Source organism: Amycolatopsis acidiphila, from assembly GCF_021391495.1.
Classification (GTDB): domain Bacteria; phylum Actinomycetota; class Actinomycetes; order Mycobacteriales; family Pseudonocardiaceae; genus Amycolatopsis_E; species Amycolatopsis_E acidiphila.
The window spans coordinates 6,924,988-6,948,691 of sequence record NZ_CP090063.1; the positions used below are offsets into that span (position 1 = coordinate 6,924,988).

The window sequence follows — 23,704 nt, forward strand, 5'->3', positions numbered from 1 at the left end:
GTCGTTTTTGGTGCTCTGCCCCGGTCATGCTGCATGAATCTGGTACGCGCGATCATGACGGTGCTGGGCGATCTTGTGCCAGGTGTCCGTTGGCTCGGGCTTCGTGGACAAGGGCGGGACGGTTAGTCTCGATCGCATGCCTGATCCTCTGGCTCATCTACGGTCGCGGATATCGGCCATGCCGCGGGTACGTTTTCCCGGCCACTGCTTCGGCCAAGCCAACCGGGTCCGACTGGTCTTCGGCGGGCCGCATGCCCAACCGGCGGTGCTCGCGGCGGCGCCATCCGGGACATCCCGGCGCGACGCGGGGGTGTAACCGCGGTGCCAGAGCCGTCCGAGGAGGCCCTGCGCTGGGCGGTCGATGCGGTCGGAGGCGACGCCCGGGTGGCCGCCGTCACCGGCTTGCGAGAAGGTGCCAACCCGTGGCTGTTGAAGTTCGAACCGGCCGGTCGGATCGAGGCGGCCGTGCTGCGGCTCGGCGACCCGGCCGACCCCGACCATGGCCAGCGGTTCGGCACCGAGGTGGCGGCGCTGCGGGTAGCCGGTGACCACCGGTTGCCTGCGGCACGGCTGATCGCCACGGATCTCGACGGTGCCGCAGCAGGCGCTTTAGCGGTGCTGACCACGGTCCTCCCTGGGGACAGCCGGATCCCACCGGTCGCCTCCATTGGGCGGCTGCGCTGCCTGGGCGCTGCGGCGGCCGCACTGCAGACGGTTCCATTGGCGCCTCGGGCCGCTCTGCCGTTGCGAACCCGGTCGATCGCGGATGTGGACTTCGCGGCCCGCCGTCGCGAGAAGGGCACCACTGCGCTGCTGGCGGCCGCCGAGGAACGCCTCGACCGGCTTCCCGTGCCCGGAGGCCCGACGGTCCTCGTGCACGGCGACCTGTGGCACGGGAACACCCTGTGGTCCGGCGACCGCTGCACAGGCCTCATCGATTGGGACTGCGCCGGCGCCGGATCACCGGGAATCGACCTCAGCGGGGCGCGCTTCGACGCGGCCCTGATGTTCGGACTCCCCGCTGCCGAGCAGGTCCTGGAGGGCTGGCAGCGGGCTGCCGGACGACGGGCGGACCACGTCGCCTACTGGGACGTCGTGGCTGCGTCGTGCACCCTGGCCGACATGGCGTTCTGCGTCCCGGTCATGCATGACCAGGGCCGACCAGATCTCGACGCCGGTGTTCTTGGGGAACGCCGAGACGCGTTCCTCAGCGCCGCGCTGACCCGGCTCGACGCCGACGAGCGATAGCCGCGATCGAACGGACCAAGTCGAGTACCGATCCCCCTTCGAGGCACCGCAGCGCCTCGAACCTGCCGCATCGCCTCGTCGCTGTCCACCCCGCCCGGCTCCCTGCGGTCGAATGCCGCGAACAGAAGCCCAGTGTTCGCACAGGGGGCGATCACGACGGACGGATAACCGCGGTCGCTTCACGCAGACAAGACCATGCGCGCCCGCCCCCTGCCCAACCTGCAGCTTGGTGGTCATCCCGGAGCCTGCCCGCCCGGCGAGGCGTGCTCTCTTCTTCTCTGCGGCGGCCGCGGGGTCGCCCGGCCTGTGTCGAACCGCCACACGGGACCGGCGCCAGGCCGCATCCCCGCGTCTGGCGGTTCGACATGATGAGGGCCAGATCAGCGGCCCGCAGCGCGGAGGAGCGAGCGTCGCACGAGGGGTTGGATGGTCCTGCCCTGCGGGATGCGCTGTTCGCGGAGAAGGTTGTGCACCCGATCCGGTCGGTGGACGACTGGGCCCGTGAAGGGATCTTCGACTCGGACGACGAGCTGCACGGTTCCAAGCGTGGGTAGCTGCTGAGCGAAAGGCCCATCTGGCGTAGTGGCTTCCGAGGTTGTGCTCGATATCGACGTGGCATCGGGCATGTTCAAGCGGGATCTCCCGGCATGGCTTGCCGGCCAACTCGTCGGCCACCGTCCGGCGATCACGTTCGTGACGTTTGGCGAGCTGAGCAAGTGGATGCAACCGCGGGCATGGTGCTGTGAGGGTTTAGGCGAAAGTGGGGCTGATGATCATGAGTGCCCTCTACATCGACCCCACCACCAGCGCAAACGTGCGCCTGGTTGAGGCCCTTGCAAACCCCTCCCGACCGGCGCGGCGTCTCCTGGAGATGGCCACGGCGTGGCCCGACAGCCTGCCCGAAGTCGCCCCGCCTGCGACGGTGTACCGGATCCAGCGTCAACTTCGGCCTGACGAGGTGGCACAGATGGTGGCCCAATACAGGGCCGGAGCAACCATGCAGGACCTGGCAGATCGCTTCGACGTGCACCGAACGACGATCCTCAAGCGGCTTCAGACCCTCGGCATCACGACGAGATTCTCGAAGCTGGAGCCTGACGAGGTGCGCGAAGCTGCCGAGCTTTACCGCAGCGGTTGGACACTGGACAACCTCGCCAAGAAGTACCGGGTCGCCAGCAGCACCGTCAGGGCCTACTTCCTGGCGGACGGTGTTGCATTGCGACCGCGAGGACGGGCCGGTTTCCAGCAGACTGGCAAGCGCGAGACCACCGACCGCTGAAAGCGGCTGACCGTAGATTGTCACGTCGTCAAGCTCTTGCGACGAGCACGCATCGAATATTCAGCAGCGCGAGGATCGTCACCTCGGCTTCCGCCCCAACCACCACCGGTTGCAATATCCCAGCCGCGCTGCTTGCGCATATGGTCGGCGAACGACCGGATGTCACGAATTGCACACCCGCAATCCAGCCAGACTTTGATAAGGATGTACGACGCACCTGGGTTGCGTTCATACGGGCTGATCTCCCACCGCACCTCGTGCTCGTGCTCGACAAGACCAGTTCGTTCCACATCATGAATCAGGCCCAGAGCACGCGCATACTCATCCAAGTCATCAATAATGAACAAGTCACTACGCCACTCCCCGGGCCAAACAGCGTAGAGTTGGCATTCACCGGCAAGAGCGCGGTCGTACGATTCACGACCACCCCCTTGCGTAACTTTTCCGTCTTTGCCTACTTCGATGTAACATACCGTTTTAGCCTTATACGGAAAATCGTTCCCTGTCGATGCGGCACTACGTGGCTCGTTCATTACACCTCCCTACGATAAACACAGCGAACCGCTAATTATGATAACAAATCGTGCAAGATACCACGCTGGATACTTTACGATAAACTCCAGCGACAAGGTTCCGAACGCCGGAGGCCACATAATCAGCATATTACCCGTGCGCAGTTTCGCATATCAACGACCTCTAGCCCTGCCGAACCGTACGATTTGTCAGAAACCGTACCTCTCCTTTCGGAGACGGAACGCTTTCTCTCCCCCTTCCATGACTTTGGTGATTTCACTCCGAAGACCGGGGATGTCTATGGCACCTTGCAAGCTGATTTTGCCCCCAGATTGATCCCCCGCCTTCCGATAATCGCATGCTACGACAAGTTCGGCGTCGCCGTTTACCACAAGGTTAGCATTATGGCTTGCGAAGATAATCTGCCGTCCCTCTTTGGCCTTCCAGATCTGCGATACGACGTCTTGTATGACCTGACTATCAAGGTCCTCCTCCGGCTGGTCAATGATCAGTGGCACACCCGTTTGCGACAGAAGCACCCGCAACAGCGCGGTGGCCTGCTGACCCGCCGAAGCAGCGCTGAAGGCAATGAACTCCTTCTCTTTCGTCTGGTACTCAAACACGGGTTCATCGTTGATCGGCGTGAGCGCGAGATCGAGCCACGCGTCCGGCGTAATCCGGTTCCTGATGCGTTGTTGATCGGCAAGTGGAAAGCCGAGTCGGGTCAGGTTCGGCGTCGCCTCAGATGTATGCTCGGCATCTTCTTCCAGCAATAGAATCGACTCGATTTCATTCAGCACCTCTTCCCAGGTCGCTACGGGGTCCGACTCGTCGCGAAGCCCGGAGAAAAGTTGCTCGACCCGTCCTCCACGAACTCCCGATCCTTGAATAGCTGCCCTGAACTTTTGCTCAATGGCATCGATCCCTCGTCCACGGCTGATTGATGCGCGTAAGAGTCCACGGGATAGTTCCGTCAACCGACCGCATTCCTCCGAGAGCAGTCCTGACCGTTCCCGGAATAGAGCCACAAACTCCGATCGTAGATCAGTATGGAGGGTTCGAGGATCACCTAATGCCCTTCGATCAAGCTCGTGTCGCTGAAGGAGATCGGCCGCACTCGTCCGCTGCTCTTCGACCTGGGCGAGTTCCTTCAGCCGAGCCTGATGAGAAGTAGAACGCTGCTTCACCTCTTCGTATAGGACATCGAAGTCCGAGAGAGCTTTGTCCACGGCCACGGTTGCCAGTTGCTCCGCAGAGTCCGCTACGCGCGCTTGCTCGAACGCAGCTACGACCACCGCCACGGCTTGACGCAAGTCGTCCACAGCAGCCTGACGTCGGGTGAGCACGGCGGTCACAAGGTCACGAAGGCGCTCCGGTACATCCGCCATACCGTCGAGATCACGCGAAACCCGCCCCAACTCATCGAGTAGAGCCACAGCCGAACTTGCGACCTGACGCAGATCGCGTTCCTGGTTTCGCAGAGACTGTCTAACTCGGTCGTAGCCAGGTTTGGCATTGAGCACCTCGCGGTCACTTTCTGAAAGATCAGTGAGCGAGTTACGCAAGTTGGTCGCTTGCTCGGCGAGCGACCTTTCGGCGAGTTGCTGTTGCCTTATCGCCACATCGAGATGCTGTGCGCGCTGCACCTTCGCGTAGTTCTCGCGAAGTCGGCCCGTAAATTCTACTATCTTTTGATCGACAGTATCAAGATCCCGTTTGATCGGCGATGTGACAAACCGTGTAAGTTCATCAACCCGGAGAGCAACGCTACTTAGCTGCTTCTGACTGTAAGCGTGGATGGGCAGAAGTGAACGTACATGACTCTCTCTGACTTTTGAAAACTCGTCATCGCCAACCTTCAGCAGGATCTCTCCGGACCGAGAATCTCGCCGCACAACGTGCGGGATATCGTTGATCGTAAAGTAGACCTCAACCTGACCACCCACGAGCTTCAACGTGTTTTCGATCAGTTTTTCACGACGAACCGTTGGATCCGCGAGTTCATCGTCGCCGGCTTGAGCTACTTGATCGCAAAGACCCCAACGGAGGTAATCCAGAATCGTGGACTTCCCGGTTCCCCGGCCTCCGATTACCGAGTTGTACTGCGAGTTGAAGGCGACATCGAGCGGACCAAGAAACTTACTGTTTGAGATGTTGAGCCGGGAAATGAAAACACCTGGCAACGCAGGGGCCTGCTGCGAGATCCTCGACTGATGCCCTAGACAAGCCTGACGCAAGGCTTCCGCCGTCGGTTCAGCCCACTTGACCCAAGTCGAGTACTTCCCCAGATCCTCGAACGTCTCGCTTCGACTATCGGACGTCTGGAACAGCGCAATCGGCTTGCTGCCCCAAGCTGGGTCCTCACCGGCGAACTTCCGAGCGTTGCCCTTGCCGATATCAGCAACCGAGCCATCGAGGTAGCCACCAACGCAGGGCATCTCCTTATATTTCGGCTGCATGCCAGTGCGCATAAGTGTCTGATGACCCCCGTCCGTCACATTTGGCAATACAATGTAGCGGCCTTTGAGCCAAGTTCGCTGGTCGAGCAGCTCGTAGAGCGCTTTGAGACTTGAGATGTGTTCAAGTGGCTTCACATCTGGGAGCTTCTCAGCTTGTTCATCGGACTGTTCGCAGGCCAAGGCCTCGAGCACCTGAGGAAGGCGATCATCCGGCAAGTCAGCGTCAAGGATCAGTAGAGCTTGACACGGAACTCCCAGGGTAAGTTCAACCCCAGGGAAGACAACAAGCTGTCGGTCGGGTGGGAGCAGACGACCGTCGGACCCGACCTCGTTTCGCGCAGCAGCCCTGATTACCGGCGCGAAAGTCAGGTCGTGGTGATCGGTAATCGCAACCGCGTGCAACTCAAGTTCACGACACTTCGCCACAAACTTGTTCGCGTACGATTTCCGATCTTCAGGCGTCTGCGGTCGACGCCCTTTCCACTGGGCATCGCGTGGCGTGTGCACCTGAAAGTCGCACCGGTAAAAGTGTGCACCACTGTCATCACGCATACTTCTTGACCCCATTCGACTGAGCTACCGACGTGGTTTCTATTTTGGGTTCCTCCTTTTGTGTCAATTATGGACACGATTGCATTTCATCTCAATGGTAGAGCCTAGATACCATGCCAGAAACGCCAGACAAAGTAACCGGCTGCAGCAACTCCGAGCATGCCCTTAACACGCCGCCCCTCCCTTTCAGCCACCGCCACGTCATTCTCAGCTGAGTCACCACTCGTATTTTCTGCCAACAGGCTCTCTTCGGTCTCAAATTCTCGGCGATTCGCTTCCAGAAGCATGCCCCCAAAGAGGCCTAGAAGAATGAGGACGTACGATGCACCCGTAATCTGTATCACAAGGGTCGCTGCGTTCGCCGCGTCCGAATCAGGATCGGCGTCGCCCTGTGCAACCAACGACGTCCAGGAAAACCGCAACGAGTAAACGAGTCGATCGAACCAATCCGCATTGGCTGGATACTTCTTGAAGCCACCAAATTGGCCGGCAATGAAATAGTAGTATCCGGTCGCGACAGTCCATGTGGTCAACGCGGAACCGATAATGATCTTGACGTCAGCTAGCAACGCCTTTCTGAACCGGTGATGCGGTCCGGCCCAAGTCTTGAATACAGCCGTCGAGTAAGCCCCTTCGGCAGCGACAGCTATCATGCACGCCGACAGAACAGTTCCCAGCGAGAATCCAAGCCATTGTTGCATCGGTCCCATATAAAAGAACGACGAACTCGCTATGAGCCCTAGAAATAACGCTATTATTGGCGCATATACGTACAGTATCCAAAACCGCCGGGCGACAATCAGGACAACTGCGAACACTGTTCTTTTCTTACTAGCGGCCCTCTTTGACGCACGATACAGCCGATATGACTTCACTCCGAATGGAAAGAAATCGGCCCCGGTCCGATCGTAGATCGGAATATAATTGTCAAGGCCCCGTTGGTCAGGCGGCAAATCTCCTAGGCCACGGGCGAAGTCGGCGCCCCTTGATGAAATCCAAAAGATAGCGCGAACCAATGAATAGAGCCGGAAAAGGGTTAGCCCAAGCAAGACAGCCAAGACACTGGTCGTGAACCACGTGGACACAGCCACCCCCATCAACCGGAACTTGGATCTTAATCGTTAGACGGGAACCAGTCGTTACACAGGAGAATCGCGCAACCACAAGACCAGCGAAAATCTAGGCTCCTTGACGTGATGTTGTTAGCAAAACACTAGCTTCGATAGAAATCGGTCAAGAACAGACGCTTGTCTCAGTAGTCGGTAGGATTCGATCAAGTATGAGGCGGGAGTACCTGCTTGCGGACGGCGTGGAGTTACGACCGCGAGGGCGAGCCAGGCTACCTAACTTAGTCGACTGCCGTGAGCACGAACGACTCATCGCGCCAGTGCAACGCTGTCCTGTATGCCTTCTCGACTACCCGGACGATCTCGGGTATCGGAGCTTCCTCATCTTCACGGCAGCGATCGATCTTCTGCTTGAGCACTGGCCATAGCTGCTCTGCCAAGTTCACCTTGCTCGGCTCGTAGTTCCAGTCCCACCACACGTTCTTGATATCGACGTTGTGGTGTCCACTCCGCGCCCGCTTGCGCAACGCCGCCAGAGCACCGATGAGATCGTCACGGCTAAGACCGTTCACGGTCTTGTGGATCGCCATGAGAGCGTCCGCCAGCTCGTCGTCCGTGAAGTGCGCAAACTCGTAGCACGACGCTGACCAGCGGTGGATATCGACAAGCAGGCTCAGCTCTTCTTCGGTGGTCTTGGCACCTTGGGCACGCAGTACCTGTCGAATCTCGTCGAGGATGCCTTCGCGAGTCCGCTCCCACTTGTCCGCGGCGAACTTGCCCTCTGGGTCTACGGCAACCATCAAGCAAGTCGGCGGCTTGAGTAGTTCCCAGTGGTCATCGGTCTTGCGCCCAGCGATCAACGGTGCCACTGCCAGAGCGGCGACCTTCTGGAGATCCTTGGTCGTCCCGCCGAGATGGAGCACGCGGACCAACTCCGGCGCGTCCCGGTAGCCCAGCTCGGCCGCGATTTTCGGGACGTGGAGCTGTTCGCTTTCGCCTTCGACGGCCAGCACGACGCGAGGATGGGGCGACAAACCAAGACTCATTAGGTCCTGGTCCAAGCGGCTGTCTCGGCGGCTCAACCGCTCGCGCATCGGGTGCGTTGACATCGACGAAGGCTCTGCGAGGGGCTCGGCCAAGCCCCGGCCGGCCAAGTCTTCGTAGAAGAGCAGCAGAATCTCAGCCGTCTGTCGCATGTCCATCGCCGCGAGCGCAGGTCCCTTGAGCTGCTCCCATGCCTTCCTCGGCGCCCGGCGGGCGAGCCTTCCCCACGCGCGCCCCAGAGGATCAATCTGGGCAGCCCACGTGAGCAACGACTCGGCGTCTTCGGCAGCCTGCTCTGCGGAGTAGCCCAGAGCGTCACCTACGGCCAGGGGGTCGAATGAGGCTCGGTACGCCGACCACTGCTCGAATGTCGTGTTCGACAGGTGCACAAAGTCTGGGTCGAGCTTCGTCCCGTACCGCGCGTCAAGCGCAGTCGCTGCGATGGCAATACGCCGAAAGCCAGCTGCTTCGTCAACCAGGTACGGACCTGGAGCAGGCAAGGCCACCCGCCACTTGCCGTCGCGCCGAGTCTCCCGGCGGCCATCCAGCACCCACGCGATCGCCGACAAGACGTGCAATTGGTGCCAAGAGTAGATCAAACCGTCCCACCATCGACGAGTGAACCGAGCCTGCCGGGCGAACGGGAGTTGCGGCCGAAACGGCATGGCCGCAAGGTCGCGCAGCTTTCCCGCCTCGCGCGCTAGGCGTAGCTCGATAAGCAAGGTGCCATTCGGATGAGGCTCATCGCTGTTAGACGCCGCCAGACAACGATCTGGCTCGTTCTGCACCCAGACGAAGGGAATCAGCAGGCGATGCCGGTACAGCTTGCGCATGGTTTGTGGGTTGAGATCAAAACCGCGACGCTTGGCCTCCGAGATGAACTTTTCCGGACTCAACGGCGGTCGCTGAGTGAAGGCCCATGACATAGACGCGACAGCGAGTGATGAGGGGCAACCTCCCACGGCCGCGCTGCCGCTAGAAGAAACTTGCACCATAGAATGGCTCTATTCTATTCAATGAGGTGATCTCAGCAAGATCGAGTCTGTGCGCGTGCGGAGCGTCGGATCGGTTGGTGGGACATGAGGATCTGGCTGACGAGGGGCGTGGAGTCCCTGGTACAAGAAGCTCTCGCCAAAAGATGCTCGTCACCGAGGGACTCCACGTGATTGCCTATCGTGCCATGCTCGACGTTCCACTCGAACTGGCCCAGTACCTCAGCCGACTGCTGCGGGAGGAGCGCAGTCGGCGGGGAACTCGCCGCGCTAGCCGGGCGCTGACGTGTTTCCGGCAGGCCGTGTTCGGGCTTCGCTGGTTCCGCGAACATCGGGACATCGGTGCGCTCGCGCGTGATCACGGCATCTCGCGGGCGACCGGTTACCGCTACCTCGACGAGGTCATCGACGTACTCGCCGCGCAGGCGCCGGAGTTGCACGATGCGCTTCAACAGGCAAAAGCCGACGGCGCAACACATGTGGTGTTGGACGGCAAGGTGTTCGCCTCCGACCGGCTCGGCGAGAAGACCCTCAACCGCGCGGGGACCAGTTAAGGTTAGCGAGGTAAGGAACCTCATAAAGAAGCGTGTGTACGAGAAAGACCAGCCGGAAAACGGCGCGCTCCTGATAACAACGAGGATGCCCGACTATACCGGGAACGTCTGCCCTTTGGACTTCTGGCTAACAGATGCGCCTCTGGCAGCACGGCCTGGGCGGACGACCAGAGCCTGAGTACTTAGACGTCGTCCGACTTCACCATTGGGGCACTCTTTCGGTTGCCGAGCTATACAGGCGACCGAGAAGTGATGTTGCCTTGGCCGAGGCCGCCTGTGACAGTAAGGCACGATGAATTGGCTTCAGCGTAGGCGGAGCCAAGTAATCGACCGAGATCAACGCCAGCAATTCTCCTGTTGAAACGACTGATTCTTGTATAGTCGATGCCAGCAACGAAGTCGGCGGGCAACCTGGCGAACATCACTTATCATTTCCGATCACGAGCTTTATCGAAAGTGATAGTAAAACCAGCCATCTGAATAATGGCTGGATACGGATCACGAAAACCATGAGGCCTTCGTCTATTTGTACTTCTTCAGCGCTTCGTCAACGTCAATCTTCTCGAGCCTCTTATCAAGCTCCACTGCCGCTAAGGCACGTTCACCGAACGAGCGTTCCGACTCTTCCGACATTATACCTCCGGGTATACGTTCGACACTTTCTGGCGATAGCATGACCAACGTCCCGCCAATAGTAGGATTAGCGAAAAGGCTATCACGCATTCCAGCGTCCATTTCACGCTGCTCATCATCCGACAAGTACTTTCGATAGAACTCCTCTACCGTTCCCACGTTCCTCATTGATTGCGACACAAGTAAGCCCTTCATCGTCCATACTTATTGTTTACAATACGCTGACAGCGTCTGTAGTCAAGATGAATAAGAATTCGCGTAACAAGGGCTATCAGAGCTGCGAGGCTCAATGCTATCGCGACACATAGAAGAAACGGCCTGGAACAAAGGTCTTCTATCCATCTAGGACAGTCGCCCTTTGAGCAGATACCGCGTCGCACAAGAACATGAAATAGGGAGTATGAAGCACCAAGGCCGACAGCTCCTAACGCTACTCGGGCAGGAATTGGGACTCTAGATCGATCAGAGTACTGAAACGCTCTCGAAAACCACACCGCCCCTAATCCTGGCAGCGCAATGAAGATCGCACCGATATCAATACCTTGTGTTTCACTACGTACCATCTGCCCCCAAAGCACGTAAAATAACCAAACGGCTGCGGCTGCAAAAACGCCCAATACTGCAGCAACGGAGGTCGTCCCCGGAGGCCGCTCTTTTAGTTGAATACTCGCGTAGACTTGATTGTGAGGAACCGCGGGTAGCTTGTGAACGTACAGGTGAGATAGGGAGCCGCCGACCTCGTCGGAGCCTTCTGTTGACCCGCCGTCTCTTCTGGCTAACGCAGCGAACGCATCCGCCTGTTCTTGCAGGTTCTTCCCTTGTTTTATATCTTCCTCAAGGACAAAGCTCTGCCAACTTATGTAAACATCTTCCGCTGTTGTCAATTCGAAATGATAACTATCGGTCAAGGCGTGCCGCGACACCGGAACTCGAATCAGAAAAGGTGATTGCCCAATGAGACGGCTCAACTTTGCAATTAGTTTCTTAAAGAAGCGATGCCTAAGTTCTCCAGGAACTCCATATTCGGCAGCAAAACGAGTCGAGAAAGTGACGACTATTCCGGTATGAGCGCCGGGATAGGTAGTAATGCGCGCCCAGAAGAAATACCGCCGTGCAAAATAGCGCCCTGTCAACGTTAGACGACGCAAGGCAGCCCGGGCTTGCGTCGGCACATTCTGTCCGTTTACGGACAGAATGTGCTCGATTTGTGGCACGATTGCAGCAAGGCGTCCATCCGCTTCTTTTGAGTTGACTACAGCAATAGACCGGTAGATTGCGGCTAGGCGCTCAACTTCTTGCCCATCTACGCCTTGTAAGCGATGTCTTACGCTTCGATCCCCTGCGAACTCGATCCAAGCATAGGACAGCAGTAGCTGCGTATGTCGCCTAGCCTCACTTCGCCCGCAGATATGGATAACACTTCCGTCAGAGTTCTGTAGCTTCAACCCATTGAGTAACTGACCTTTGCGTATCAGAATAACGGGAACGAGGATTTCTGAAACGGCTGATTCGACAGTCGAAAGGATGTTGGGCTGCAGTACCCGGGCGGTGCCGCCGCCGAGCACTTCGACGAAGGACGGTAGATCCCACTCAATGTGGATCTCCCGCTGACAGCGGCTATGGTCAACTTCCACGCGCTCGACGACACGAGAAAAGGGTGCACTCTCAAACTTGATGATATCTTGAGCTAACTGAATCGAGTAAGCTGCGGACAGATCAGCAATGAGCGCAGGCGAGGGTTCTTGACCCGTCATCAGTCGGCAACCTCCTCGACAAGAACCAAGTATTCAGAATATCGATCGTGATTGCTTAGTTTGTTACAACATTACGGAAAACACCCGTTCAGACGAGCAGATTCAATATTGATGATCGTCAGTGGAGCCACCGCGTGGCAGTTCCAGGTGTTGCTGGCGACTTCGCTACTATCGACCGCAACCCAGCACACTAGGTACAATCGGAGCTCGCGTGGCTGTGACCAGCATTGACACCACCGTCCGTACTCCAGACGGCCTGCGCCTCGCGGGCACGCTGGTTCAGCCGGACGTGCCTCAAGCGTTGGGTGTAGTGCTCGTGCACGGTGGTGGTGTCACGCGTCACGAGACGGGATTCTTCACTCGTTTGGCGGCAGGGCTGGCTGATGCGGGTGTCTCTTCGTTGCGTTTCGACCTCCCGGGCCACGGCGAAAGCGAGGGGCGGCAGGAGGACTTGTCGCTCGCGTCGGTGCTCAACGCCATACGCGCCGGCCTCGACCACCTGCGGGCTACGACGACCGTCGAAGTCACGTCACTGCTTGCCGCCAGCTTCTCCGGCGGCTTGGCCGCCTACTACGCCGCGAACCGGCCGGACGAGGTACACCGCTTGGTGCTGTTTAACCCGCTGCTCGACTACAAGCAGCGGTTCGTTGACCAGAAGGACTTCTGGCAGAACGACTACCTAACGGAGGCGGCGGCCGACGACCTGACCACGAACGGCTTTCTGCCGCACTCGCCGAGCTTCAAGCTCAGTCGAGCGCTGCTCAACGAGGTGTTCTGGATTGCGCCCCGTCCGTTGCTGCACACCATCGCCGCGCCGACCCTCCTCGTGCATGGCACGGGGGACACCTTCATTCCGGTGGACTCGTCCCGCGACGCCGCCGCCCGGCTGACCTGCGAACATCGGCTCATCGAGTTGGACGGCGCCCAGCACGGCTTCGCCGTCCACGACGACCCGACGTACGCCGACCCGCAGAGCCAGGCCTGGCAAGCCGAGGTCATCACCGCTACCGCCGAGTGGCTAACAGCGGGTTAAGCCCGATCAGGCAGCGACAGCCTGCCGCAGCTCCTGGACGGCCGGGCGATGCTGCCAGGGCTTGAGGTAGCCCACGACACGGACCAGCTGCTGCTTCGTGCGGTCTGAGCCGGTGGCAGACGCGCGACGGACCGACTGGAGCCCTGTCGCGGCGGCCTGGTCCGGTTCGCCCGCGAGTGCCAGCGACCCGGCCAGGAACGACTGGAAGAAGCCGAAGTCCCGCTTGGAGAATGTCTGCTCGTTCAAGGTCTGGGTGTAGAGCTCTACGGACCGGCGGGGCGCTCCAGCCTCGGTGTAGCAGATGGCTGTTTGCATGGTCAGAAGCCGGTGGTTGTAGTGCGCGCCCAGCGTCGAGCCGTCGTCAGTCTGCTGGTCGAGGAGGTCGCGAGCCTGTTCCAGCTGGGGGCGGACCGCCTCGGCCGTCGCTCCGAGCATGACCTCGGCGCGAGCCTGCTGCTGGACGGCTTCAGCCTGCACCCGCTTCGGCAGAGACCAGTCCTTACGTTGGGCGGCCTCAGACAGGGTGAGCATTCGCAGCGGCTCCCGCTGGTCAAAGGCTAGCTGCGCCTTCTTCAGCAGGACGTAGCCCTGCATGGCGCTGTCGTCGGCTTCTTGCGCCCATTCGCTTGCCCGGTCGTACCAGTACAGGGTGCGGCCGAAGTCGCGCAGGTCCCGGTGAAGCCAAGCGGCGAACTCCGCGCCCTCAGCTCCGGCCGCCAGCAGCTCCCGGCGCAGACCCGGCTTGACCTCGCTGGCGTGCTCCTCGATGGCTCCGAGCAGACCAAGCACGAGCGGCAGCGTCCGGCGGGGTCCGCGGCGGCCGTCGTCGGCCTTGCAGTCGGCCAGCTGCCGGCGGAAGTAGTCGAGCACCGAGTGGTCAAAGTAGCGGCGGGCGTCGGCCAGAGCGGCCGCGATCTGGTGCAGCTCGTCCAGGCCCAGGGCGGGCAACGCGGCGGCCGCCAGCCCGTGCTTGAGGAGGGAGCGGCGATCCAGAGGGCTCATACCGTCCGATTGTGCCGCTGTCCCGGCTCCGTTTGTAGCTGCGGCTCCGATGACGTCCGGATCAATCGTGCTCGCCGCGATGGTTTGCGCATCGAGCGACAGCAGCACGGTGCGGCCCTCGATCACCACCGGCAACAGCATCTGGCTAGGTCCGGCTTGGGGCGAGAATCCTGCTACCGACGCGGACGATTCAGGCTGGAGAAGCAGCTCCAGGTCCCGTACGGTCAGGCGGAGCAGACGGGCTAGCTTGGCGCGGCGATGCGGCAGCGGTTCGAGGTCGCCGGACTCCCAGCGGGCCACGGTGCTCGTGTCCACTTCCAGGGCCTGGGCGAGGCGTTCCTGGGTATGTCCAGCCGCTTTGCGCGCCCGAGCCAGGCCGGTCCGTTTCTTCGCCATCGTCACCCCTCGTTCCACCTGGCGAGACGGTCACATTAGCGCAGGTCAGACGCCCGGACGCAAGGTTTCCGCATAGATTGCGCGGAAATTGCGCTCTGGAGCGGCCGGACGCGGGCTCGCAAGATCAATCCCAGGTCCCGGTGTCGGGTCGATTCCCGCGCCCCCAGGGCCACGCCACGGGTTTCCCGCGTCCCATGCCACCCGTGCGTGGCCTGGTGAGTCCCCGACGCCGGGGCCGTTCCAACGGTCCAGACCAGCGACGAGGAGACGAAAAGCTATGACGGTCCGGCTGCGAGAGTACGACGGCGCGGGCGCGCCTGAGCCTGCAACTGAGACGGACGCGCTGGTGAGCGCCCTGGTCCAAAACGCTACCAACTTGCCTATTGCGGCCTTGCAGCTACGCGAAGGCGAGCTTTCGCCCGAACGGCAGCATGAACTCGGCTCACTCCTGATCCAACTGGGTGAACTGATGCACCAGCACGCCGATCTTGGCAGCAAGTCAGCGGCTGTTACCCAGCAGCGAGCATTGTGGACGCCGGAGCGAGGCAGAACCAGCCATGACCAGTTATGAGCCGGGTGGCGCTGCTCGCTTGCGTCTACTTCGGACTGATCATTCTGGCCTATCTGCTCTTCCTCCTGCGCCGCTGGAGGCGACAGCGCCGCGTTCGCCGGAAGCGGGTGCCGGTGGCGCAGTTGATCGCTCGCATCGAGCGGGAGCGGGCGGACCAGGACACGGACCCCTTGTGCCCCCGGACGCCGCCCCTCCCGCCCGGCTGGTGCTGGCCCAGCCGCGACCCCGACCAGTCCCCGCATTCCGAGCCAGTGAGAGCGCCATGATCGACTTTGAACCGAACGAAGCAGTGGGCTATGTCTACGAGCAGATGTATCGGCATCTGGCCGCCCGTATCGAGTCGGGCGAACTCAAGCCAGGCACGCCGCTCCCATCCGAGCGCCGGCTGGCCTCCGAGTACGGCGTCTCTCTCGGTACCGCCCGCCACGCCACCCGGCTCCTGAAGTACCGCGGCCTGGTCGTGACCGTCCGCGCCAAAGGCACGTACGTCGTGGAGCGCCAGCCACCCGGGGAACACCCGGGACCCGCCAGCACCCCGCCCGCAGGCGGGCCCCGGCCATGACCGATCTATCTGAACGGCTCCGTCGCCTCGACCGGGCCGTCGACACGGAAACCGCCGCCCTCCTCGACCGCAAGGCCGAGGACGTGGAGGCCATATCCCAGCTGGCCAGGATCGGGCGTCACCTGCTCGAGCTGGGCGCGTGTCTGTTGGCCGAGGTACCAGACATCGACCTGGACGACCTCGATACCGCCCTCATAGGCATCGTCGCGGCCACCCTCGACCAGCCGGGCGGGCCTCACCGCCGCAGGCGGGAACTGCGCCTCGGCGGCCTCACCATTCGCGTCACCGCGGAGCGCACCTGCGGTACCGGGACCTGGCGGCGAAAGTGATGAAGCCGCCCCGACGCAGCGCCCAGCCCGCCCTCCGCGAGCTGGGACGACGAGCCCGGCAGCGCCGCCACGAGCTGGACTTGAACCGCCGCCAGCTCGCCCGCCGCTCCGGCTTGCGCTGCCCGCAGGTGTAGCTACTGGAGCACGGCCTCATCGCGGCGCATCTTCCGACCCTGGTGCATCTAGCAGTCGCGCTGGACACGGACACCCGTGACCTCGTCCGGGGCTTGCGCCTGCGGCGGCGGGGCCCGCCCGGCTGGCCGCGTTGTGGAGCGTCCCGCGGACCACCAGCGTTTGAGCGGGCGCCAGGCTCACACCGGTCCAGCACACACCAGTACGACCACACCCAAGCTGGTCCCGGCTTCCGGTCGGGCGCGTCACCGCGCTCGACCGGAAGTTCTTGCACACTCACCATCGCGTGTCGGAGGGAGCCCACCGTGACCGTCCGCCTCGGCCCGTTCGCGCTCTGCCCGGCCTGCCAAGCCCGCAACGGCGGGTTGACTCACGCCCGCCACCGACAACGCCATGTCGCCGCTCGCGACCAGGCCGCCTGTGTCGACGCCGGACTAGCCAGCCTGCTACCCGAGCTGTGGGCGATCTGCCGCACCGTCAGCTCGTGCCGGGGCGACGATGGCTGGGCCTACGTCACCCCCACGCCCGACACGCGCGAGGCTGCCGCCGCGTGGTTCACCGCCCGCAGGCTGCGGCATTACTGGGGCGAGCGCGGACGGCTGTACTTCGAGCTACGGGCCGCCCAACAGACCCTCGATCCGCTTCTCTCCTCATAGGATGCGCGCATGGAATTCCGGGACTTCGGCGACCGCCGCCTGCAATTGCCCTCGGTCGAGCGGGACGACCTGACGGACGAGCGGCCGACGCTGCGCGGCGAGATCGACCTCGCTGAGGCGCACGTCCAGTACGGCGAGCACGCCGCACACACCGGCGAGGGCAGCATCACCAAGTCGGTGCTGTCCGGGCTTAACTTGTCGGAGACGGTGTACGCCCCGCTAGAACTGTCCGATGTGGTCATCGAGGACGCCGAGCTGTCCAACGCGGTGTGGCGTAAGACCACGGCTCGGCGGGTGCGCTTCGCCCGGTGCCGGGCCATCGGCTGGCAGCTCCAGCTAGATAAGGCCACCGACGTCCTGGTTGAATACTGCCGCCTGGATTACGGCAGCCTGCGGCTGGACCGGGTCGCCAATGTGATGGTGTTCTACCGCTGCACGTTCCGCGAGACGGCCATCACCGGCGACCTGTCCCGCGTCGTCTTCGCCGACTGCGACCTTGCTGGCGCGGAGTTCGACGCCGCTCAAGCGACCGGCTGCGATCTGCGCGGCTCCCAGCTGGCCGGAGCGCAGGGCCTACTCACTCTGAGCGGGGCGACGATCAGCACGGAGCAAGCTGTCTCGGTCGCGGTGCAGCTGGCGACCGAGTGCGGCCTGCGGGTCGAGGACTAACGCCGCCGGTTATCCCAGTTGTCCCAACCGGGCCGGTTGTCGAACTTCGGACTGTTGTCCCAGGCCGGCCGGTTATCAAACTTGGCTCCGTGAATCTCCGGCTGTGGCTCGGGCGAGCGGAGCAACGCGAGTAGCGGCGCCAGCTCGGTTTCAGACGCGCGGATGCGACGGGTCAGCGTCGCGGCAGGTGTCGGCATGGTGGAGCACTCCTTCCACGAGGGCAATCTTGGAATTTCGGCAATAGTTCGTCTCGGTCGTGTCGAAGCGGCCGTGCTCGAAGTAGCGGTTCGCCGGGTGCGCCCCACCGCAGAACGCGAAGTACGGACAGGAGGCCTGGCAGGCGGTCACGCCGTCCAAGAACTCACGTACCCACACCGAGCTGAGGCCGGTCTGGATGAGCTCATCCAGCGACGTATCGAGCACGTTGCCGCACGACAGCCGCCCGTGCTTGGGCGAGTCGAAACCCGCCAGCTCCGGTGAGATGAGTGTGACCGACCCGTCGTAGGCCATGGTGGGGAGCGGATCGAGCCGCGGCGCCGGCGGACGCTCCGGCCATTGCAGCACCGAGCCCGCGAATCCGAGCGCCCGCTCCAGCTCCCGCACCTGCACCACCGGGTTGGCCTGCCATGCCTCGGCCAGGGCGGTCCAAAAGGCGGTTACCGTCGTGAAGTCGTGGGCGTTCGAGGCTTGGTTGACGCCTTCCGTCTCCTCGATGTTGACGCCCAGCGCCACGCAACCGACCTCGACGGCGAAGTCGTACAGCCGCCGCGCCCGCTCCGGCGTCGGGTCCGACACCACGGCGATGATCGACAGCGGGTGCCCGCGCTCTCGCAGCCACGCAATACCTCGCATGATGCGTGCGTACGCCGGACGACCTTGGAGGTCCACCCGGGCTGCCGTGTCGGCGGCGAACCCGTCCACACTGACCCCGACCGACACGCCGTACGCCTCGAACAGGTCGCACCACGCGTCCGTGATCAGCGTGGCATTCGTCTGCACGACATGACGCACGTCGAGCCCGGCGAAACAGTCCAGCAGCAGCCCGAACCGTTTCGGCCCCAGCGTCAGCGGCTCACCACCGTGCCAGCACACCTCCACCGGCCCGCTCCCCGTCCATGGCCGGACCGACGCGGCCACGGCCTGCGCCACCGGGGCCGACATGGTCAGGTGCTCGCGACGAAACGGAAGATAGCAGTAAGTACAGTTTAAGTTACAGGCTGTAGCTAGCTGCAGGATCACCGAGCGCGGTGCGGCAAACATTCCAGCGGCCCCTTTCGCCTCAGAGCTCAGCGCTGTGAGCTGAGCGGCTACCGCTGATCGTCTACCGCCGCGCCTCACTGCTCCAGGGCGCAAACCCGGCGGGAAGTAGGCAAGAACCAGGCGTTCAAGCTCCTGACCTGGACTTATTCGTTGTCTCTAGCCCCCTTCCGCCACTCGGCCTTGGTAAAGTTGCTCATATTTGACCGCGATATCCCCTTTCTTGCATCTTCTTAATTCAATGCAAGCCTGATTCCATGCAAACGCCAAACGACGAGTCATTCCTACCGTATTTTTCTCTTTCGGAATGCATTTGTTATAGCCATCTAAGGCGTCCACAAGAAGTTTGACACGCTCGTCTGGGCTGTTTGTCAAGAGTGCTCGCAAGTGGTGCGCGAACGAGGTGTTCAGTGCACTATCGTTCTCCTTCAGCGCTTCCTCTGCGGCGCGACGGATGTTCTCAAGTCGAGTAGGTAAGTCGTCAACTTTGGAGAGCCGCTTGGTTTTCGCCTCCAATATCGTCATGGTCAACAACGGCTCGACCGCCCATTTCTCTGCCATAGCGACTTCGATCAAGCCCTTGAAAGCTTCATCGATGCGCCGATCACGTTCCTCTTTTGGAAGTTCCCGAAACATACATATGATTTGCTCGACATAGAATGTAGTTAGAGCCGTATCCGGCACCTCGAGTGACATGGAGTAGTGCCATGAATCTTCGACCAGCTCCAATGACTTATCTGGAAGATGGACAAAAAGATGCGACGTGTAGGATTCTAGGAAATTTGATCGCTGGTGAGGCGAGACATTGGCTCCTTCACTGAGCGAACGCAACCTGTGGTATGACTTCGACAGCCATGTATAAACGCTCTCAAGGTCGCGTGAATCGTCCACCGAGACGACGTCCAAGGGCAGCATCTTGAGCATCTTCAAGCTGTCCCGAAATATTTCTCCGTAGTAAGGCCGTTCACACCACTGATCGCCAAACGCCTTGGTCATCTTCCCGAGCAGATCGACTGCTGTCCTAAACTCAAGTTGCTCGAATACCTCCTTTTCGCGCCACTCGATCTTGAGAATCTCGAACCCAATTTGGTCCTGCCCTGGGCAATTAGGTGCTGCCGCCGCTGTCTCCAAAAGATGTCGCGCAACCGCCAGCCAACGTGCATTATCATCCGCTTGCGCCCTGAGCTTGTCTGAAAGTAAGGCAATAAAACTCTCAGCGAAGCGGCACAGGTGGTCGTAGTTGTCACCGGCCACACCAGTTAGAGTGCTTTCCAGTCTATTCATCGGACGGAGCGCGCTTCGTATGCCCTCGATAGTCCATTTGCGTACTCTATTGGTTGCGTCCTCATTACCCACCGACTCCAGACCGCGCAGTGGCTTGACCATATACATAAGGCCGCTGACAATTTCGTTAAGCCGGAACCGGTCGGCATAATCGCTGGGGAGTTGATCAAGGACCACGTGCGGTTGGCTTTCTAACAGGACTTGAGCGATTACCTGGTGACGAGCCTTATGTTCGCGAGCGTGATAGACCCACGGATCGCGATTCGCGCGGTCGATCAGGTTCACGCCGGGCGCGAGAGCCGCGAGCATCGGACTGGTCAACTTGACGCCGGTGACGGTCGCTAAGCAAACGTGGCAGTACGCTTGCTTGTCTTCAGCAGTGAGTCGATCAAGCTCCGACCAAACTTTCTGAACCATATCTTGGCCATACACTGCCTTAATAAGCTTTACCAGCAAAGGCGAATCTCGGGCTTGCAGACAACTTGCTTGAGCATGCAATCGGAGGTCGATGAAGTCAGCAAGATTAGGATACTGAGTGGATACATCTTCTTCGCTGAGGCCTTCCTCGATCAAATTATCCCGTGCTCTGGTAATGAGCTTTGCCCAAGAGGTAGCCTCGGTCGCATTTAACGGCAGTAGATTCACTGACCGTACCCGCAGGTCCGCACGGACCCCGTCATAATCTGACCAGCGTCCATCAAGCACAACAACGGATCGGTCATTACCACTGAGGGCGCGCGCGTGCAGCCCAGCACGCAAATGTGAGTCGAGATTCTGTCCGATATACCTGTCAATCGAATAGACAACGATAGGCGTCCAGGTAGTTGGCTCAATAAGTTCGTCAACCTCTCCCTGAAATTGAGCTAAGCACCCATGATCGTAGGGTTCATAGTAGTTGGACCACCGCAAGAACACATGAGTGGTTTTCGCCGCAGCGATTAGACTGTTAACGTAGGTACTTTTCCCGTCGCCAGCGTCGCCAGTGACAAAGAACGTCTTGCCGAACCGGCTGTCAAGATGCTCCAGCAGTTGCAGCGTCGTATACTCGCGACCGTCAAGCTCCACCCGACGGGTAATAATAGCGTCATGTCTAGCATAGGCTGGCGACAACTGGCCGCCGTCGAGCACTACATTCCAGTCAATAGGGGTCTTGTCCGTAGTATCAAGATTTGCGTACTCAAGCCGCCATTCGGGGTGAGCCGCTAAGACCGTGCGTACCGCTACCGGAAGTGGTAGAGCCGGTCGAACTTTGGCTGGCGAATCAATCGTCGATGCATCTCCGATAGTTTGCTCAACCTCTTCCGGCTCCCCCAAAAGCGGAATGTACCCAAATTTTTTAGCCTCACTGCGGGCTTCCTGCCAATGGTCTTGCAAGTAATTTGTAAGCAAGTTCGCAACAAGGGGGGCGCATTGATCCCGTCGGTAAGTCCTTGCGGATTCAACAGATACCAGCGGGGTACCCTTGGCCAATACGGCGATGAAGAGGCGGAACGTTACCGAGTCACGCCTCTTGCGTTCGTCTTCCTCGCCCAGCCACGATGGCGCCGACGCAGCTAGTGCGGCGTCGATAGCCTCTTCCGGCATGACGGGGAAACCAAGCAGCTCGGCAGCCGCCACGCGAATAGGGTCGTCGCGGTCGCTCGCTTCGTTCACGACACTTTTGAACAATTGATTCTTCATGAAAATCGTTTTACGTTCCGCGGAGACGCCCTCGCTACTTATATGCAGGTGCGTTTCGAGCGCTGCCTGCAGCCCTGTAGCACGCTCCATGTTTACTTCTAGCGACTTGTGCGGACCTGGGTAGCCACCCATGACTTTGGCAATGTGTTCCGAAAGGCTCTCAGACGTCGGCCAACTTGTCATAGCAGCCTCCTTACCGCGACCTCATAGTCTAGCACTACGTCCATACATCGCTCACAATTTGCTATTGCAAATAGTGTTACCGTTGTGTTATAAGTAAAGGCGGGGATCGGCTCTGCAATTGCTGGAGGCCGATATGTCGTCAATCATAGAGCGCGCCGCAGATCATTTCTATATGTTCACCGACTACCGTCGAAGAGGCCACCTCAAACCCCTGTTCACTACCGTTGAAGAGCATATTGCGAACTGGGTTCAGAAAGGTGAGGCTTGGAAAGACTGCGCCGGTGATGTGCGCATCTACTTCGCCACGGTGGCATTCATCTTTGCTCAGTGGCATGACGACCGCGAGGCAGAAGATCATGCCCACGCCGAACTGGCGGGCTGGGAGAGCCCGCTGGATTGGTGCATAAACAAAGCCCTCAAGAATGAACGCACCATTGGGGGTACTGAGATTTTTGACCCCTTTTTCTTCCAGGCTTCTCGTCCCTGCGACTAGCTGAACTAGACGTTCGACACCTAAAACCGCCCGATCCCCGCTCGAGCCTGCCCCTTCCGGGGTGGGCTTTTTTCTGTTGCCGGATAGGTGCCAGGGAGCAATCGGAAGTTCCGAACTCCTTCCGAACGGCTTCCGAATTTCCGAACTCGTAAACGGTGCGCAGCTTGTTTTAGCGTTTTCTCGTCCCCATCACTCGAGGAACGGAGAACGCCATGTCTCGTAACCGCTACACCCCAGCCGTGCGACGCTTGGAGCGCGCCCGCATTGCCCGTCAGGAAGCCGCACTGCGCCACCTCGACCGAGAGCTGCGCGGCGGCCCCGTGTCTCCACACATTTGGCCGGGTGGTAATCCCGTGAAAGAACAGCGCGCTGCTCGGTTGGAGTCCAAGCAGCTGCACCGTTTGCGGATAGCGGAGAGGAGATCGGTCTCGTAGTCGCAGCCGGACGCGTCGGGGGTCGCTCGACGCGTCCGGCTTTCGTTTGTTATGCCCCGCCGGGTAGGTGCGCGGGGATTTCGTTAAGTGAAGGAGGTATCGATGAATGATCTTATTCATAATGATCGCGAGCTTGTGCCGTCTGCCGCGATGACCCGTCGGGCGCTCCGTGCCGCCCGGCCGGGGGTTGAGGAGGCGATGGCCAACGGGCTCGTCGCGAGTGCGCAAATAACAGCGACGTCCTACGTGGCCGCCGAAGCGGTTCGCCGTACGACTCACCTGGCGAACCTCATGCAGCAGACCGCCGTCGAGCACCCCGAGCTGACGAATATCTACGCCGCCTACCTGGGCGACTTTACGCTGCTCGCTCGGCAGAGCATCGCCGGAACGGCGGTGTGGGAATGACCTGGCTCTACATCGCGGCCGGCCTGGGGGTCGTCTTCGTGCTCCTGCTGCTGTTGGCCGGAGCAGCGTATGGCGACTACTGCGTTGACACCCTCAAGACAGCCGGGCAAGCGAGCCATCCCCTTGGCAAAAACCCCGGTGACGCCTGGTATCTATCCACCGGCAGTTACCGAGGCGCGCATTTCGCCAGCTTTCCGCTCAGCTTGGTTCGCCGCCCGCTCTTGGCCACGTGCCCCGCGCAGGTCTGTACCACCTGCGGCACTCCATGGCGACGCGCCCGACAGGTCATCAACGGACGGCCGCTTGCCGTCGGTCCCCTGCGCCCGGCCTGCCCTCATGACCAGTGGCGACCGGGCAGGGTGCTCGACCCGTTCCTTGGCGCGGGCACCGTCGCTCTGGCGGCCGAAATGCACGGCCGCGGCTGGATAGGGATTGAGATCAACTCGACCTACGCCGCACTCGCCGAACAGCGCTTGGCTGCGTGGCGCATGACGGAGCGGGCGCAATGAACCACCACTGCACC

General features: G+C 60.7%; 23 protein-coding genes. 13 read left to right on the forward strand and 10 right to left on the reverse strand.

Going from position 1 to position 23,704, the window contains the following annotated elements:
• Window positions 1-321 precede the first annotated feature (321 nt).
• From LWP59_RS33830 to LWP59_RS33840, 3 genes are all read left to right on the forward strand, one after another.
• Window positions 322-1,248, forward strand: a complete 927-nt coding sequence (locus LWP59_RS33830) for an aminoglycoside phosphotransferase family protein (protein WP_144640729.1) — start codon at window positions 322-324, stop codon at window positions 1,246-1,248.
• A gap of 368 nt (window positions 1,249-1,616) precedes the next feature.
• Entirely contained in the window at window positions 1,617-1,802 is a 186-nt protein-coding gene (locus tag LWP59_RS33835) for a hypothetical protein (protein WP_144640732.1), read from the forward strand.
• A 215-nt stretch (window positions 1,803-2,017) separates the two neighbouring features.
• Entirely contained in the window at window positions 2,018-2,527 is a 510-nt protein-coding gene (locus LWP59_RS33840; RefSeq protein ID WP_144640734.1) for a helix-turn-helix domain-containing protein, read from the forward strand.
• A gap of 20 nt (window positions 2,528-2,547) precedes the next feature.
• Here the strand turns inward: LWP59_RS33840 and LWP59_RS33845 are convergent, their stop codons facing one another.
• From LWP59_RS33845 to LWP59_RS33865, 4 genes are all read right to left on the reverse strand, one after another.
• Window positions 2,548-3,060, reverse strand: a complete 513-nt coding sequence (locus tag LWP59_RS33845; RefSeq protein WP_144640737.1) for a hypothetical protein — start codon at window positions 3,058-3,060, stop codon at window positions 2,548-2,550.
• 189 nt (window positions 3,061-3,249) lie between these two features.
• Entirely contained in the window at window positions 3,250-6,051 is a 2,802-nt protein-coding gene (locus tag LWP59_RS33850) for a TrlF family AAA-like ATPase (protein WP_373299569.1), read from the reverse strand.
• 104 nt (window positions 6,052-6,155) lie between these two features.
• On the reverse strand, window positions 6,156-6,869 hold the full coding sequence (locus LWP59_RS33860) for a hypothetical protein (protein WP_144640742.1): 714 nt from the start codon (window positions 6,867-6,869) through the stop codon (window positions 6,156-6,158).
• A gap of 530 nt (window positions 6,870-7,399) precedes the next feature.
• Window positions 7,400-9,058, reverse strand: coding sequence for a hypothetical protein (locus tag LWP59_RS33865; RefSeq protein ID WP_144640745.1), 1,659 nt, complete (start codon window positions 9,056-9,058; stop codon window positions 7,400-7,402).
• 242 nt (window positions 9,059-9,300) lie between these two features.
• On the opposite strand from LWP59_RS33865, the gene LWP59_RS33870 reads away from it, so the two are divergent.
• The gene (locus tag LWP59_RS33870) at window positions 9,301-9,708 is read left to right on the forward strand and encodes a hypothetical protein (protein WP_144640748.1); all 408 of its coding nucleotides are present in this window, start codon (window positions 9,301-9,303) and stop codon (window positions 9,706-9,708) included.
• 522 nt (window positions 9,709-10,230) lie between these two features.
• Here the strand turns inward: LWP59_RS33870 and LWP59_RS33875 are convergent.
• Together LWP59_RS33875 and LWP59_RS33880 are read right to left on the reverse strand one after the other, a co-directional pair.
• Window positions 10,231-10,500 (reverse strand): hypothetical protein, encoded by a 270-nt coding sequence (locus LWP59_RS33875; RefSeq protein WP_144640750.1) that lies wholly within the window; start codon window positions 10,498-10,500, stop codon window positions 10,231-10,233.
• A 32-nt stretch (window positions 10,501-10,532) separates the two neighbouring features.
• Window positions 10,533-12,095 carry a hypothetical protein gene (locus tag LWP59_RS33880; RefSeq protein WP_144640753.1) on the reverse strand — a complete coding sequence of 521 codons (1,563 nt, stop codon included), beginning with the start codon at window positions 12,093-12,095 and terminating at the stop codon, window positions 10,533-10,535.
• A gap of 211 nt (window positions 12,096-12,306) precedes the next feature.
• Between LWP59_RS33880 and LWP59_RS33885 the strand changes: the two genes are divergently transcribed.
• On the forward strand, window positions 12,307-13,128 hold the full coding sequence (locus LWP59_RS33885; RefSeq protein WP_144640756.1) for an alpha/beta hydrolase: 822 nt from the start codon (window positions 12,307-12,309) through the stop codon (window positions 13,126-13,128).
• A 6-nt stretch (window positions 13,129-13,134) separates the two neighbouring features.
• On the opposite strand, the gene LWP59_RS33890 is transcribed toward LWP59_RS33885, so the two are convergent.
• Window positions 13,135-14,526, reverse strand: coding sequence for a helix-turn-helix domain-containing protein (locus LWP59_RS33890; RefSeq protein ID WP_144640864.1), 1,392 nt, complete (start codon window positions 14,524-14,526; stop codon window positions 13,135-13,137).
• A gap of 277 nt (window positions 14,527-14,803) precedes the next feature.
• On the opposite strand from LWP59_RS33890, the gene LWP59_RS33895 reads away from it, so the two are divergent.
• From LWP59_RS33895 to LWP59_RS33915, 5 genes are all read left to right on the forward strand, one after another.
• A complete protein-coding gene (locus tag LWP59_RS33895) occupies window positions 14,804-15,097 on the forward strand; it encodes a hypothetical protein (protein ID WP_144640758.1) in 294 nt (97 codons plus the stop codon).
• A 262-nt stretch (window positions 15,098-15,359) separates the two neighbouring features.
• Complete coding sequence (locus LWP59_RS33900) at window positions 15,360-15,659, forward strand: winged helix-turn-helix domain-containing protein (RefSeq protein ID WP_144640761.1); 300 nt, start codon at window positions 15,360-15,362, stop codon at window positions 15,657-15,659.
• Window positions 15,656-15,988, forward strand: coding sequence for a hypothetical protein (locus tag LWP59_RS33905; protein WP_144640763.1), 333 nt, complete (start codon window positions 15,656-15,658; stop codon window positions 15,986-15,988). Before LWP59_RS33900 ends, LWP59_RS33905 begins: the two co-directional genes overlap by 4 nt.
• Window positions 15,989-16,425: 437 nt before the next feature.
• The gene (locus tag LWP59_RS33910) at window positions 16,426-16,776 is read left to right on the forward strand and encodes a hypothetical protein (protein WP_144640766.1); all 351 of its coding nucleotides are present in this window, start codon (window positions 16,426-16,428) and stop codon (window positions 16,774-16,776) included.
• Window positions 16,777-16,785: 9 nt separating this feature from the next.
• Window positions 16,786-17,445: a pentapeptide repeat-containing protein gene (locus LWP59_RS33915; RefSeq protein ID WP_144640769.1), complete on the forward strand. Its 660-nt coding sequence runs from the start codon at window positions 16,786-16,788 to the stop codon at window positions 17,443-17,445.
• Here LWP59_RS33915 and amcA read toward each other — a convergent pair.
• The 3 genes from amcA to LWP59_RS33925 form a co-directional block, all read right to left on the reverse strand.
• Window positions 17,442-17,642, reverse strand: a complete 201-nt coding sequence (gene amcA, locus LWP59_RS41265; protein WP_144640772.1) for a multiple cyclophane-containing RiPP AmcA — start codon at window positions 17,640-17,642, stop codon at window positions 17,442-17,444. The genes LWP59_RS33915 and amcA overlap by 4 nt on opposite strands.
• Entirely contained in the window at window positions 17,596-18,705 is a 1,110-nt protein-coding gene (amcB, locus tag LWP59_RS33920; RefSeq protein WP_144640775.1) for a cyclophane-forming radical SAM peptide maturase AmcB, read from the reverse strand. The genes amcA and amcB overlap by 47 nt, the downstream gene beginning before the upstream one ends.
• A gap of 156 nt (window positions 18,706-18,861) precedes the next feature.
• Window positions 18,862-21,849 (reverse strand): hypothetical protein, encoded by a 2,988-nt coding sequence (locus tag LWP59_RS33925; protein WP_144640778.1) that lies wholly within the window; start codon window positions 21,847-21,849, stop codon window positions 18,862-18,864.
• A gap of 118 nt (window positions 21,850-21,967) precedes the next feature.
• Here LWP59_RS33925 and LWP59_RS33930 point away from each other — a divergent pair, with 118 nt between their 5' ends.
• The 3 genes from LWP59_RS33930 to LWP59_RS33940 all read left to right on the forward strand — a co-directional run bounded on the left by LWP59_RS33930 (window position 21,968) and on the right by LWP59_RS33940 (window position 23,690).
• Window positions 21,968-22,342: a hypothetical protein gene (locus LWP59_RS33930; protein WP_144640781.1), complete on the forward strand. Its 375-nt coding sequence runs from the start codon at window positions 21,968-21,970 to the stop codon at window positions 22,340-22,342.
• 536 nt (window positions 22,343-22,878) lie between these two features.
• On the forward strand, window positions 22,879-23,181 hold the full coding sequence (locus tag LWP59_RS33935) for a hypothetical protein (RefSeq protein ID WP_191334827.1): 303 nt from the start codon (window positions 22,879-22,881) through the stop codon (window positions 23,179-23,181).
• A complete protein-coding gene (locus LWP59_RS33940; protein WP_144640787.1) occupies window positions 23,178-23,690 on the forward strand; it encodes a DNA methyltransferase in 513 nt (170 codons plus the stop codon). The genes LWP59_RS33935 and LWP59_RS33940 overlap by 4 nt, the downstream gene beginning before the upstream one ends.
• Window positions 23,691-23,704 lie beyond the last annotated feature (14 nt).

What these genes read in the sequence shown, in the direction of transcription:
- LWP59_RS33935 (WP_191334827.1), top strand. Translation starts at nt 22,879, where the DNA reads ATGAATGATCTTATTCATAATGATCGCGAGCTTGTGCCGTCTGCCGCG.
- LWP59_RS33840 (WP_144640734.1), top strand. Translation starts at nt 2,018, where the DNA reads ATGATCATGAGTGCCCTCTACATCGACCCCACCACCAGCGCAAACGTG.
- LWP59_RS33940 (WP_144640787.1), top strand. Translation starts at nt 23,178, where the DNA reads ATGACCTGGCTCTACATCGCGGCCGGCCTGGGGGTCGTCTTCGTGCTC.
- amcA (WP_144640772.1), bottom strand. Translation starts at nt 17,642, where the DNA reads ATGCCGACACCTGCCGCGACGCTGACCCGTCGCATCCGCGCGTCTGAA.
- LWP59_RS33845 (WP_144640737.1), bottom strand. Translation starts at nt 3,060, where the DNA reads ATGAACGAGCCACGTAGTGCCGCATCGACAGGGAACGATTTTCCGTAT.
- LWP59_RS33895 (WP_144640758.1), top strand. Translation starts at nt 14,804, where the DNA reads ATGACGGTCCGGCTGCGAGAGTACGACGGCGCGGGCGCGCCTGAGCCT.
- LWP59_RS33870 (WP_144640748.1), top strand. Translation starts at nt 9,301, where the DNA reads ATGCTCGTCACCGAGGGACTCCACGTGATTGCCTATCGTGCCATGCTC.
- LWP59_RS33890 (WP_144640864.1), bottom strand. Translation starts at nt 14,526, where the DNA reads ATGGCGAAGAAACGGACCGGCCTGGCTCGGGCGCGCAAAGCGGCTGGA.
- LWP59_RS33915 (WP_144640769.1), top strand. Translation starts at nt 16,786, where the DNA reads ATGGAATTCCGGGACTTCGGCGACCGCCGCCTGCAATTGCCCTCGGTC.
- LWP59_RS33900 (WP_144640761.1), top strand. Translation starts at nt 15,360, where the DNA reads ATGATCGACTTTGAACCGAACGAAGCAGTGGGCTATGTCTACGAGCAG.
- LWP59_RS33850 (WP_373299569.1), bottom strand. Translation starts at nt 6,051, where the DNA reads ATGCGTGATGACAGTGGTGCACACTTTTACCGGTGCGACTTTCAGGTG.
- LWP59_RS33925 (WP_144640778.1), bottom strand. Translation starts at nt 21,849, where the DNA reads ATGACAAGTTGGCCGACGTCTGAGAGCCTTTCGGAACACATTGCCAAA.
- LWP59_RS33835 (WP_144640732.1), top strand. Translation starts at nt 1,617, where the DNA reads ATGAGGGCCAGATCAGCGGCCCGCAGCGCGGAGGAGCGAGCGTCGCAC.
- amcB (WP_144640775.1), bottom strand. Translation starts at nt 18,705, where the DNA reads ATGTTTGCCGCACCGCGCTCGGTGATCCTGCAGCTAGCTACAGCCTGT.
- LWP59_RS33905 (WP_144640763.1), top strand. Translation starts at nt 15,656, where the DNA reads ATGACCGATCTATCTGAACGGCTCCGTCGCCTCGACCGGGCCGTCGAC.
- LWP59_RS33880 (WP_144640753.1), bottom strand. Translation starts at nt 12,095, where the DNA reads ATGACGGGTCAAGAACCCTCGCCTGCGCTCATTGCTGATCTGTCCGCA.